The following is a 12740-nucleotide window of genomic DNA, read 5'->3' as shown; positions in this document are numbered from 1 at the left end:
CGTTAGGATTCGCCATGGCTACCGCCCCCCAGACCGCCTTCATCGATTACGTCGTCACCGACATCGGCCTCGCCGACTATGGCCGCCGCGAGATCGACATCGCCGAGACCGAGATGCCCGGCCTGATGGCGCTGCGCACCGAGTTCGGCACGACCAAGCCATTGACCGGCGCGCGCATCACCGGCTCGCTCCACATGACCATCCAGACCGCCGTGCTGATCGAGACGCTGACCGCGCTCGGTGCAGAAGTGCGCTGGGCGACGTGCAACATCTATTCGACGCAGGACCATGCCGCCGCCGCCATCGCCGCCTCGGGCGTGCCGGTGTTCGCGATCAAGGGCGAGAGCCTCGCCGATTATTGGGACTATGTCGGCAACATCTTCGACTGGGGCGACACGACCTGCAACCTCATCCTCGATGACGGCGGCGACGCGACGATGTTCGCGCTGTGGGGCGCCAAGCTCGAGGCCGGCCAGACCATGCCGGAGCCTGAGAACGAGGAAGAGGTCGAGATGCAGCGCGCGCTGAAGGCGTTCATCGCCCGCCGTCCCGGCTACCTCACCGAGACCGTCAAGAACATCAAGGGCGTGTCGGAAGAGACCACCACCGGCGTCCACCGCCTGTACGCGATCTCCAAGAAGGGCGAGCTGCCGTTCCCGGCGATCAACGTCAACGACAGCGTCACCAAGTCCAAGTTCGACAACCTCTACGGCTGCAAGGAGTCGCTGGTCGACGCCATCCGCCGCGGCACCGACGTCATGCTGGCCGGCAAGGTCGCGACGGTCGCCGGCTTCGGCGATGTCGGCAAGGGCTCGGCCCAGTCGCTGCGCAACGGCGGCGCCCGCGTCCTGGTCACCGAAGTCGATCCGATCTGCGCGCTGCAGGCGGCGATGGAGGGCTTCGAGGTCGTCACCATGGAGGAGGCGGTCACCCGCGCCGACATCTTCGTCACCGCCACCGGCAATGCCGATGTGATCACCGCCGATCACATGAAGGGCATGAAGAACATGGCCATCGTCTGCAACATCGGTCACTTCGACAGCGAGATCCAGATTTCGGCGCTGTCGAACTACAAGTGGACCGAGGTGAAGCCGCAGGTCGACCTGGTCGAGTTCCCCGACGGCAAGCAGATCATCATCCTGTCGAAGGGCCGCCTGGTCAATCTCGGCAACGCCACTGGCCACCCGAGCTTCGTCATGTCGGCCAGCTTCACCAACCAGACGCTGGCGCAGATCGAGCTGTTCACCCGGCCGGAGCAGTACGGCAACGACGTCTACGTCCTGCCCAAGCATCTCGACGAGAAGGTCGCCGCGCTCCACCTCGACAAGCTGGGGGTCAAGCTGACCAAGCTGACGCCGCAGCAGGCCGGCTACATCGGCGTACCCGTCGAAGGCCCGTTCAAGCCGGACCATTACCGCTACTAGGCGGCTGCGCACCCCATGCTATCGTCCTGCGGGGCGATAGCATGGGAGGTGGGCATGGGCGTGACCGGCATCGGCGGATTCTTCTTCCGCGCGCGTGATCCGGAGGCGATCCGCGCCTGGTACATCGAGCACCTCGGCGTCGGCTCCGCACCCTATGGGTCGTGGGAAACGCAGGCCGGACCGAGCGTCTTCGCACCGTTCCCGGCCGACACGGATTACCTGCCCGCCGGGCACCAGTGGATGCTCAACCTGCGCGTCGACGACCTAGACGGCATGTGCTCGCGCCTGCAGGCCGCCGGCATTGCGGTCACCACCGAAGACATGCCCGGCGTCGGCCGCTTCGCCCGCCTTCACGATCCCGAGGGCAACCCGATCGAGCTATGGGAGCCGAGTTGAGCTGCGCAAAGCGGGCGCGTCGCTTCAGCGGCGTACTTGCACGCGGATTGTATGTGCAAGCACGTTCCACTACTATGTTGTAATGCAGACTCGTCGTGCCCAGCCCGCTATCACTATTCGCTCGCAACGAGCCTATGATCGGCTGCGAGTGTTGACCCGTGACGGGCGCAGTCAGGCGCAAATTGTCGAGGAGGCGCTCGACCGCATGCCGGTTCCCGTACCGATCGATGAGCGGGCGGAAAAGCTGGCGCGGATCGATGCCACGCTCGCCCAACTGCACCTCCGTGCTGACGTCCCGACGATGGCGGAGTTCGATGCCCGGGAGTACGACGAGCGCGGCAACCTACGTTGAGGTTTGCGTTCATCGTTGATACCTCGGCCTTGGTCGCGATGGCGATCGGAGAGCCTGGATATCTGCAGTTGCGTGCTGTGTTTGCCGACGAACTAGGCGCGCTGCCCACCCCGGCTTTGGTCGAGTTTCACCGCGTGATGGCTAGGCCTGGTAACTATCCCGATCCGGTTGCCCTGCAACTGATTGAGGATCTGGGTGTGGTCGTTTTGCCGTTCAGCGGGCAAGCAGCCATTGCGGCAGTCGTCGCCAACGAGCATTATGGAAGTGGCAACGGTCGCGGTGGCCTGCTCAACATGCTCGATCTGATGGTTTACGCCGTCGCCAAGGTTGAAGGGCTGCCGATCCTTTGCACCGGAAACGATTTCGGCTCGACAGACGCCGCGATCCATTCAGCCAGCCGCATCGGATGATTGTCGACGAGGCGTCCTTGGCCAGCATTGCTGTCACACTCGCCGCCGCCCTGCGCCCAGGTGACGTAGTCGCTCTCTCGGGTGATCTCGGTGCGGGCAAGACCACTTTCGCCCGCGCAGTGATCCGCGCGTTGGGCTGGGAGGGCGAGGTGCCGTCGCCGACGTTCACGCTGGTCCAGCCGTACGACACCGACCCAGAAGTCTGGCACGTCGACCTGTACCGGCTCGACGATCCGGCCGAGGCGGATGCGCTGGGACTGTTCGAGACGGACGCGGCGTTGTTGATCGAATGGCCGGAGCGGCTGGGCGACCGGCTACCGCGCGAGGCGCTCCGCCTGCGGTTCGACGGGGCCGGCGAAGCGACGCGGCGCTTGACTTGGACGGTGCCGCCGGGTTGGGAGAGCCGATGGCCCCCGCCCCAAAAACAGCGATGATTCCGCCGGCGACGACGCCCGAATTCCTGGCGCGTCACGGCTGGGGCGGTGCGCAGGTCCTGCCGCTGGCCGGCGACGCCTCTTTCCGCCGGTATTTCCGCGTCGTCGACGGCGATCGCACCGCCGTGCTGATGGACGCGCCCCCCGAGCATGAGGACAGCCGTCCCTTCCTCGGCGTCGGTGCGCATCTGTCGAGCCTCGGCCTGTCGGTCCCCGAGCCGATCGGCGTCGAACTCGACAAGGGCTTGCTGCTGCTGGAGGATTTCGGTGACCGCCGCGTCGCGCCGCTGCTCGTCGGTGCCCCGGAGCGCGAGGCCGCGATCTACAGCCAGGCGATCGACGTGCTCGCTGCGCTGCACGCCCATCCCGCCCCCGCATTGGCGCCATATGCCGAGGAGGAACTGCTGCGCGAGGCGCGGCTGTTCGTCGACTGGTACCTCCCCGCTGCCGGCATCGACGAGGCCCCCGGCTATGACGACGCCTGGCGTGCGGTGTGGCCGGCAGTCGTCGCGGCGACCGAGGCCGAGCCGGTGCTGACCCTGCGCGACTATCACGCCGATAATCTGATGTTGCTCGACCGGCCCGGCGTTCGTGGGCTCGGGCTGCTCGATTTCCAGGACGCGCTGGCGGGCCACCCGGCGTACGACCTCGTGTCGCTGCTGCAGGACGCGCGGCGCGACGTCTCGCCCGAGACGGCGGCGGCGATGCTCGATGCCTATCTGGTGCAGCGGCCCGGCGTCGATCCGGCGGCGTTTCGCACCGCGTTCGACGTCCTCGGCGCACAGCGCAACGTCAAGATTCTCGGGGTATTCACCCGACTGTGGAAGCGCGACGGCAAGCCCCTTTACCTCGGCTTGCTGCCGCGTGTCTGGGGCCTGGTCGAGCGCAACCTCGCGCAGCCGGCGCTGGCGCCAGTGCGCGACTGGTTCGACACCAACGTCCCGGTTTCGGCGCGCGTCGCCGCCGCCCAACAGTGGCAGGCCAGCCTATGACCGCACAACCACTCAGCCGCTTCAATGCGCCGCTCGCCTTGCGGCCCGAACTCGACGTGACCGTGCCGACCACCGCAATGGTACTGGCGGCCGGCCTCGGCAAGCGTATGCGCCCGCTTACCGCGACGCGCCCCAAGCCGTTGATCGAGGTCGGTGGACGCAGCCTGCTCGACCGTGCGCTCGATCACCTCGAGGTCGCCGGCGTCCGCCGCGCGGTGGTCAACGCGCATTATTTCGCCGACCAGATCGACTCGCATGTCGTCCGGCGCGGCGGCGGCCCGGAGATATTGCTGTCCGACGAGCGCTCGCAACTGCTCGAGACCGGCGGCGGGGTCACCAAGGCGTTACCGCTGATCGACTGCGATCCGTTCTATGTCATCAACAGCGACAATCTATGGGTCGACGGCTCGATCGACACGCTCAAGCTGCTTGCCCAGCGCTGGGATCCGGCGGAAATGGACGCGTTGCTGCTGCTCGTGCCGCTCGCCCGCGCCACCGGTTATGAGGGCCGCGGCGACTTCCACATGGGCGGCGGCGGCCAGGTCCGGCGGCGCGTCGAGCACCGCGTCGCGCCTTATGTCTTCTCCGGCGTGCAGATGCTGTCGAAGGCGCTGTTCGAGGGCGAGCCGGTCGAGCCCTTCTCGATGTGGCGCGTCTGGGACCGGGTGCTGGCGGCCAAGCGGCTGTACGGCGTCGTCCACCAGGGCCTGTGGTTCCACGTCGGCACCCCGCAGGCGGTAACCGAGACCGAGGCGCTGCTTGCCACCAGCTGAGCGCCCAAGCGTCTACACCATGCCGCCGCACGTCGCGTTCGTCGACGCGCTGGCGGCGGGGCTGCTCGAGCGTACCGGCGGCGAGCCGCTGGCCCTGGCCCGGGCGCGCGTGCTGCTTCCCAACCGTCGTGCCGTCCGCGCCCTGACCGACGCGTTCGTGCGGCTGTCGGGCAGCGGTGGCCTGCTGCTGCCCCGGATGACGCCGATCGGCGATGTCGACGAGGACGAGGCGACGGGAGCCTTCGCCACGGAGATGTCCGACGCGCTCGACCTGCCGCCGGCGATGGTGCCGTGCGAGCGCCGACTGCTGCTGGCGCAACTGGTGCGCAACGGCAGTCGCCGGCGCGGCGACACGGTGACCGCGGTCGAGGCGTTGCGGCTCGCCGATGCGCTGGCCAAGGCCCTCGATGCGCTGACCTCGGAGGAAATCGAGGCGGACGCGCTGGAGAGCCTCGACCTTGCCGGGCTGGCGACGCATTTCGAGGCGACGCTGGTGCATTTCCGCGCGGTTCGCGACAATTGGCCCGCCGTGCTGGCGTCGCTCGGGGTCAGCGATGCGGCGACGCGCTACAACCGCGTGGTCGATGCGCTGGCGGTGCGCTGGCAGGCCGAGCCGCCGGCCGGGCTGGTCGTCGCGGCGGGGCTGACCGGGGTGTCGCCGCCGGTGGCGCGGCTGCTCGGCGTGGTGGCGCGGCTGCCGCAGGGCATGGTGGTGCTGCCGGGCGTCGATACCGTCATGCCGGACGCGGAGTGGGACGCGATCCGCTGCGATCAGGACGCCGACTGCACCCATCCGCAGCACGCCTTCAAGCGCCTGCTCGACCGCATGTCGGTCGGGCGCGGCGAGGTCGCGGACTGGGGTTCCATCACCGAGGGCGACGGCCCGGCAGCGCGCAGCCTTGCAGTGGCGCGCGCGATGAGCCTGCCGGCGTTCACCACCGACTGGCGCGAGCCGCTCGATCCCGCCGCCTTCGCGGGAGTGCGGACGCTGGAGGCGGCGACGCCCGAGGAGGAGGCGCAGGCAGTGGCGCTGGCGCTGCGCCGCGCGCTCGACACGCTAGGTCGCACGGCGGCGCTGGTAACGCCCGACCGCGGACTGGCGCGGCGGGTGGCGGCGCATCTGGCGCGCTGGGACATCGACATCGACGATTCCGCCGGGCAGCCGCTGCGCTCGACGCCGCCGGGGACACTGTTCCTCGCGCTGGCCGAGGCGGCGGCGCAGCATTTCGCGCCGGTGGCGCTGCTGGCGGTGTTGAAGCACCCGCTGGTGCGGCGCGGCGACGAGCGGCTGACCTGGCTCGACCGGGTCCGCCAACTCGACCTCGACCTGCGCGGCATCCGCCCGGCGCCGGGGCTGGCGGGCGTCGCCGAACGGGTTGCAGAGCATGATACGCCCAAGGAGCGCACGCCGCGCAAACTGCCGCTGGCGCCGTGGTGGGCCGCTGTGGCGGAAATCCTGCAGCCGCTGACCGAGCTGTTCGGGGCGCGCGACCTCGACCTTGCTACCGTCGTCGCGGCGTTGCGCGATGCGGGCGAGGCGCTGGCCGGCGACGAGCTGTGGCGTGGCCCCGCCGGGCGCGCGCTGGCCGAGATCGTCGGCGCGCTGACTACCTACGGCCACCACCTCCAGCCGTTCGAGCCCGACGACGCGCCGCCGCTGCTCGGCAGTTTCCTCGGCAGCGTCCCGGTCCGCGAGGCGTACGGCAAGCACCCGCGGTTGGCGATCTACGGCACGCTGGAGGCGCGGCTGCAGCGCGCCGACTTGACGATATTGGGCGGGCTGAACGAGGGCATGTGGCCGTCGCGCGCCGCGCCAGATCCGTGGCTGGCGCCGCAGGTGAGGAAGCAGCTCGGCCTCGACGGCATCGACCGCGCGGTGGGCCTCGCGGCGCATGATTTCGTGCAGGGGCTGGGCGGCGGCGAGGTGCTGTTGACCCGGGCGCGGCGCGACGATGCGAGTCCCGCGGTGCCGTCGCGTTTCTGGCTGCGGCTGCGTGCGCTGGCGGGGGAGGCGATCGCCGCTGATAGTGAATTGCTCGAGCTGGCCCGCGCCCTCGACCGGCCCGCGACGGTCACGCCCGCCGAGCGTCCGCGCCCGTTGCCGCCGGTCGCGCGCCGCCCGCGCCGCATCTCGGTGACCGCGGCCGAGCGTCTCAAGGCCGACCCGTTCAGCTTCTACGCCAGCCGGATGCTGCGCCTCGACGCACTGTCGCCGCTCGACGAGGACCCCGGGGCGGCGGAGCGCGGTACCGACCTGCACGGCGTGCTCGAGGCCTGGACCAAAAGCGGCGGCGAGCCCGAGGATCTGCAGGCCCTCGCCGACGCGATGCTCGCCGACAAATGGTCCAACCACCCGCTGATGGGCGCGCTCTGGGCGCCGCGCATCCGCCGCGCGCTGGAGTGGGTGGTGGAGCAGACCGGCGAATGGGAGGCGGCAGGCTGGGGCGACAGCGTCGCGGAAGCGGGCGGACTGCTGGAATTGCCCAGTGGGATCACCCTGACCGGCAAGGCCGACCGCATCGACCGCAACGCCGCGGGCGAGCTGGCGATCATCGACTACAAGACCGGGACGGTACCGTCATTCGCGCAGGTCGACGGCGGCTTCGCGCTGCAGATGGGCCTGCTCGCGCTGATGGCGGAGCGTGGCAAACTCGGCCCGGCGGCGACGGTCGGGGCGGTGCGGTACTGGAAGCTCGGCGGCGGCAAGGTCGCGGGCAAGGTGACGAACCCGCTGGAGCGGATGCGCAAGGAATTTATCAGCGCCCACGACCATGTCGCCGCGACGCTGGTCCGCTTCGACGCGCTGTGCGAGGCGTATCTGCTCGGGTCCGAGCCGTTCACCGCCAAGCTGCACCCCGACCACGCCGCGCGCTACAGCGACTTCGACCACCTCGCCCGGGTGGCGGAGTGGCAGGCGCGCCCGAGGACGATGAAGTGAAGCGAGCTCTCGAAACGCCGTCATCCCGGCGAAGGCCGGGACCCATTCAGCGAGCCCGTCGTAGTTTCGCGGCTCATTTCGAATGGCGTGTCGAATGGGTCCCGGCCTTCGCCGGGATGACGCTCCAATGAAGCCCCTCAATCCCCTGCGCCCGGAGCAGGCCGCCGCAGTCCATCCGACCGCCAACGCCTGGGTCTCGGCCAGCGCCGGCACCGGCAAGACCCAGGTGCTCAGTGCGCGCGTGCTGCGCCTGCTGCTGCAGGGGGCCGCGCCCGACCGGCTGTTGTGCCTGACCTTCACCAAGGCGGGTGCGGCCGAGATGCAGACTCGCATCTTCGAGCGCCTTGCGCACTGGGTCCGCGCCTCCGATGACGAGCTGGCGTCGGACCTCAAGGCGATCCGCGCCCGCGCCGATGCCGAGACGATGGTCCGCGCCCGGACGCTGTTCGCTCACACGCTCGACGCGCGCGGCGGGCTCAACGTCCAGACCTTGCACGGCTATGCGCAATCGCTGCTCGCGGGCTTCCCGATCGAGGCCGGCGTCGCCCCCGGCTTCGCCACGCTGGCCGAGCGTGACGCGCTGGCGCTCAGGGGCCGCGTCCTCGCAGAGGCGATCGAGGCGGCGTCGCGCGACCATGACCAGGGATTCCTCGACGATGTCGGCGAACTCAGCGTCACCCGCGGCGAGCAGAGCCTCGACCGCATCGCCAGCACGCTGATCCGCCATCACGACGCCATCGCCGCGATGGGCCCGCCGATGGGCTATGAGGTCAAGCTCCGCCGCGCCTTCGGCCTGCCGACCGACGGCAGCGTCGCCGAGGTCGTCGAATGGAAGCTGGCCGAACTCGACACCGCCGGACTAGCGCACCTCGCCGGCGTGTTCGAGGCGCATGCCGGCGCGACCTCGCTGACCAACGCCGACGATCTGCGCTGGTGGCTGGCGTGCAAGCCCGACGTCCGCGCCAAACACTTCGACAGGCTGGCGAAAGTCTTCCTCAAGGCCGATGGCGAGCCGCGCAAGTCCATCGTCCCCGGCGGCAAGAAGGCCGGTTACCTCGACATCGAGCTCGCCGACTCGCTGTGCGAGCAGATCATCGAGGTCGCCACCCTGCGCCGCCTGCTGGAGGCCGCCGCCAACGCCGCGCGCTACCTCCGCGTCGGCGCGCGCCTGGGGGGTGCCTATGCCGCGCACAAGCGCCGCGCCGGGGTCATCGACTATGACGACATGATCGCCCGCGCCGCAGAGCTGCTGACCCGCCCCGGCATGAGTGAATGGGTGCGCTTCAAGCTCGACGCGCGCATCGACCACATGCTGGTGGACGAGGCGCAGGACACCAATGCCGCGCAGTGGGAGATCGTCCAGGCGCTGACCGACGAGTTCTTCAGCGGCGAGGGCGCGCGCGAGCTGCAGCGGACGCTGTTCGTCGTGGGCGACTTCAAGCAGGCGATCTTCAGCTTTCAGGGCTCCGACCCCAGGATCTTCGACGCTCGCCAGGTCCATTTCCGCGACATCGTCCGCGATGCCGAGCTGGAATGGCGCGACATCTCGCTGGCCGAGTCCTTCCGCTCCGTTCCTGCCGTGCTGGAAGTCGTCGACAAGGTCATCGAGAACCTTGGCCACGACAAGCTCGGGACGCCGAACGCGGTGCCGCCGCTGACCGCCGCGCGCGGTTCGCGGCCGGGTTATGTGACGCTATGGCCGCCGCTCGGCCTGCCCGAGGACGATGCTGCGCTGCCCGTCGCCGAGCAGCAGTGGCTGCCCCCGGCGCAGGTCCGCATGGCGCACCAGCTGGCGCGGCAGATCGCGGCGTGGCTCAAGCCCGAGACGGCGCTGTGGCTGCCGGCGCGTGGCCGGGTGGTGCGCGCCGAGGATATCCTCGTGCTGGTCCGCAACCGTGGCGAGTTCGTCCAGCCGCTGGTCGCCGCGCTGCACGATTTCGGCGTGCCGGTGGCGGGTGCGGACCGGCTGCGACTGACCGAGCCGCTGGCGGTGCAGGACCTGCTGGCGCTGGTGCGGTTCGCGCTGCAGCCGGGCGACGATTTGACCTGCGCGACGCTGCTGACCTCGCCGTTCCTGGGGGTGTCGCAGGACAAGCTGTTCGAACTGGCCGACGATCGCCGCGGCTCGCTGTGGGAGCGGGTGCGGTCCAGCGGCACGCCGGCGGCGGACTGGCTCGGCAAGGTGCTGGCACTGGCCGACTTCAGCGCGCCCTACGAGTTTCTCGAGACCATCCTGTCGGGCGAGTTGCGCGGCCGGGCGCTGCTGCTGGCGCGGCTGGGCGAGGAGGCGCGCGACGCGGTGCAGGCGGTATTGGCGCAGGCGCTGGCGTTCGAGGCGGCGAACGCGCCGACCTTGCAGGGCTTCCTCGACTGGATGGAGGGCGAGGACACCGACCTGAAGCGCGACCCCGACGCGCCGATCGACGCGGTGCGGATCATGACGGTCCACGGTGCCAAGGGGTTGCAGGCGCCGGTCGTCATCCTCGCCGATGCGGCGCGTGCCCCCAGTGACCGCGGCGATCACGTCATGGTCGATATCGACCAGAGCGAGCGCGAGGTGCCGATTTTCCATGGTGGCCAGTCGGGGAAAGTGGGGATCATCGCCGCCGCTGCCGAGGCTGCGACGCAGGATGCGATGCAGGAGCATTGGCGGCTGCTGTACGTCGCGCTGACCCGCGCCGAGGATCTGCTGTTCGTCGGCGGCGCCCTGCCGACGCAACGGGGGGAAAAGCCGCCCGAGGTTCACGAGGACAGCTGGTACAAGGTGATCGAGGCCGCGATGACCGGGCTGGGCGCTGATGCCGAGCCCGATGCGCTGTGGGGGACGGCAGTGCTCCACCGTGCCGCGATGGACGGCGAGTCGGTGCTCGACGGGCCGCGCAAGGAAGCGGCGGCGCGAGGGACGGATCTGCCCGACTGGGTTCGCGCGCCCGCTCCGGTCGAGGCACGCCCGTCGCGGCCGCTCAGCCCGTCGGCAATCGCTGCAGACGATGTCGCGTCGCCGCCGCCGACCCCGGCGATGCAGGTCGCAGCACGGCGTGGGCAGCTACTCCACGCGCTGTTCGAGCGGCTGCCGGGCGTTGCGGCGGAGGATCGTCCAGCGATCGCATCGCGTTGGCTGGCAAGTCATGCGGGCGACCTGCCCGCCGTGGAGCGCGACAGCCTCGCGACCACCGTCCTCGCGATCATCGCGGAACCCCGTCACGCCGCGCTGTTCGGCGCCGATGCGCTCGCCGAGGCACCGATCGCCGCGGTCGTCGACGGCGTGGTCATCGCCGGCAAGGTCGACCGGCTGCTGGTCGGCGAGGCGCGCGTGCAGCTCGTCGATTTCAAGACCGGGCGGCGCGTGCCGGCAGATGCGGCGTCGGTCGAGCCCTATCATCTCAAGCAGATGGCCGCCTATGTCGCCGCTCTCGGCGCGATTTTCCCGGGCCGCGCGATCGAGACGGCACTGCTGTACACCCATGATGCGACGCTGATCGAGCTGCCGGCGACGCTGCTGGCGACACATGCGCCAAAGCTTGTGACCGCCCAAGAAACGCTAGGCCGCCCGGCACGTTGATCCGCACGATACCCAAGCCTATCTCGGGTACAGCAATCGACAGGAGTTTACGATCATGGCCGCCAAGCACGTCACCGACGCCTCTTTCCACGCCGACGTCATCGCCAGCGAGCGCCCTGTGCTGGTCGACTTCTGGGCGGAATGGTGCGGTCCGTGCCGCCAGATCGGCCCGGCGCTCGAGGAGCTCAACGACGAGCTGGCCGGCGTCGACATCGTCAAGATCAACATCGACGAGAACCCCGACGCCCCGACCCGCTACGGCGTCCGCGGCATCCCGACGATGATCCTGTTCAAGGGCGGCGAAGTCGCTGCCACCGCCGTCGGCGCCCGCCCGAAGTCGGCGATCAAGTCTTGGCTCGAAGGCGAACTGGGCTGACCTTCAGATAGCGCCCGTTAACCACGTCATCCCGGCGCAGGCCGGGACCCATCAAGCGGGCGCGTCGAAGTCGGGCGCTACACCCTGAAGCTCGCCGAATGGGTCCCGGCCTGCGCCGGGATGACGACTGTGGCAGTGATCTCTTCCCGCCGCGTCAGCCAGCCAGCACCATCTGCCCCAACCGCGGAAAGTTGACCGCGACGGTCCCGCTGCCGGTGTCGCGCGCGATAGCGATGCCGGTCGGGCCGACGCGGAGCAGGCGGCCCTCGACCGGAGCGTCGCCCGAGCCTTCGGTCTTGACCCGCACGGTCTGACCGGCGGTGAAGCCGCTGATCGGGTCGACGTTCTCCGACAAGTCGGGCGTTGCAGCCCCGGCGATGGCGATTGCTTCCTCGGCGCTGGCCTCCACCGGGCTGCCGTGGCCGATAGCAGTGACGCGGTCGAACCAGGCGCCGAGGTGCGGCATCGCGGCGATGGCCTTGGCGGCCTCGCTGTTCCGCGCCCGGCCGCGGACGAACCAGAGGTTGGTGTAGAAGGCGAGGTCGGCGTGCCCCGGCTGCTCGCCGCCGATGAAGGCGCGACCATCGGACAGCGTCGCATCGAGCCAGGTCGCGGACGTCAGCACCTGCGCCTCCAGATGCGGTACCGCGCGCGCCATCTTGGCAAAGTCGAAGCCCAGCCGCGCCTTGCGGTCGTCAACAAAGGCCTGCGGCAACGTCCCCGGCGGCAGGCTGCCGAGCGCCGCCCCGACATGCGCCCCGAACTGCGCCGCGCCCGCCCAGCCCGCGAGGATGCGCTGCAGGTCGCCAAGCGGCGCGGGATACAGGCTCGGGCTTGGCGCGATGGCCTCCAGCGCATCGAGGATCGCGGCCGTATCGCAATAGATGTCGGCGCCGACCTGCAGCACCGGCGTCCGGGCATAGCCGCCGGTCAGCACCACCAGGTCAGGCTTGGGCATGACGTTGGGAATGACGACCGAGCGCCATTCCAGCTGCTTCAGCCCGAGCGCCAGCCGCGCCAGCTCGGCAAACGGCGAGGCGGGATAATGGTGCAAAACGATGGTCATCGGCGGCTCCCCAAGAG

At 69.7% G+C, this 12740-nt stretch carries 11 protein-coding genes; 10 read left to right on the top strand and 1 reads right to left on the bottom strand.

Going from position 1 to position 12740, the window contains the following annotated elements; genetic code table 11:
• The first annotated feature begins 14 nt into the window (after positions 1-14).
• The 10 genes from ahcY (at position 15) to trxA (ending at position 11657) form a co-directional block, all read left to right on the top strand.
• Positions 15-1424, top strand: coding sequence for an adenosylhomocysteinase (gene ahcY / locus ACOFKW_RS03675; protein ID WP_419816002.1), 1410 nt, complete (start codon positions 15-17; stop codon positions 1422-1424).
• Between the two features lie 54 nt (positions 1425-1478).
• Positions 1479-1820, top strand: coding sequence for a VOC family protein (locus tag ACOFKW_RS03670; RefSeq protein WP_419816001.1), 342 nt, complete (start codon positions 1479-1481; stop codon positions 1818-1820).
• A 148-nt stretch (positions 1821-1968) separates the two neighbouring features.
• A complete protein-coding gene (locus tag ACOFKW_RS03665) occupies positions 1969-2172 on the top strand; it encodes a hypothetical protein (RefSeq protein ID WP_419816000.1) in 204 nt (67 codons plus the stop codon).
• Positions 2169-2582 (top strand): type II toxin-antitoxin system VapC family toxin, encoded by a 414-nt coding sequence (locus ACOFKW_RS03660; RefSeq protein ID WP_419815999.1) that lies wholly within the window; start codon positions 2169-2171, stop codon positions 2580-2582. The genes ACOFKW_RS03665 and ACOFKW_RS03660 overlap by 4 nt, the downstream gene beginning before the upstream one ends.
• Complete coding sequence (tsaE, locus tag ACOFKW_RS03655; protein WP_419815998.1) at positions 2579-3016, top strand: tRNA (adenosine(37)-N6)-threonylcarbamoyltransferase complex ATPase subunit type 1 TsaE; 438 nt, start codon at positions 2579-2581, stop codon at positions 3014-3016. The genes ACOFKW_RS03660 and tsaE overlap by 4 nt, the downstream gene beginning before the upstream one ends.
• Positions 3013-4008, top strand: coding sequence for an aminoglycoside phosphotransferase family protein (locus ACOFKW_RS03650; RefSeq protein WP_419816857.1), 996 nt, complete (start codon positions 3013-3015; stop codon positions 4006-4008). Before tsaE ends, ACOFKW_RS03650 begins: the two co-directional genes overlap by 4 nt.
• Positions 4005-4781, top strand: a complete 777-nt coding sequence (locus tag ACOFKW_RS03645; protein WP_419815997.1) for a nucleotidyltransferase family protein — start codon at positions 4005-4007, stop codon at positions 4779-4781. Before ACOFKW_RS03650 ends, ACOFKW_RS03645 begins: the two co-directional genes overlap by 4 nt.
• A gap of 19 nt (positions 4782-4800) precedes the next feature.
• Positions 4801-7719 (top strand): double-strand break repair protein AddB, encoded by a 2919-nt coding sequence (addB, locus tag ACOFKW_RS03640; RefSeq protein WP_419815996.1) that lies wholly within the window; start codon positions 4801-4803, stop codon positions 7717-7719.
• Between the two features lie 127 nt (positions 7720-7846).
• Positions 7847-11281: a double-strand break repair helicase AddA gene (addA, locus tag ACOFKW_RS03635; protein ID WP_419815995.1), complete on the top strand. Its 3435-nt coding sequence runs from the start codon at positions 7847-7849 to the stop codon at positions 11279-11281.
• Positions 11282-11336: 55 nt separating this feature from the next.
• Positions 11337-11657: a thioredoxin gene (gene trxA, locus ACOFKW_RS03630; protein WP_419815994.1), complete on the top strand. Its 321-nt coding sequence runs from the start codon at positions 11337-11339 to the stop codon at positions 11655-11657.
• A 154-nt stretch (positions 11658-11811) separates the two neighbouring features.
• On the opposite strand, the gene ACOFKW_RS03625 is transcribed toward trxA, so the two are convergent.
• A complete protein-coding gene (locus ACOFKW_RS03625; protein WP_419815993.1) occupies positions 11812-12723 on the bottom strand; it encodes a glutathione S-transferase family protein in 912 nt (303 codons plus the stop codon).
• Between the last annotated feature and the right edge of the window lie 17 nt (positions 12724-12740).

The sequence above is a fragment of the Glacieibacterium sp. genome (assembly GCF_965200405.1).
Classification (GTDB): domain Bacteria; phylum Pseudomonadota; class Alphaproteobacteria; order Sphingomonadales; family Sphingomonadaceae; genus Glacieibacterium.
The sequence above is the reverse complement of the archived record's forward strand: the minus strand, read 5'-3'. Positions and strand labels throughout refer to the sequence as shown.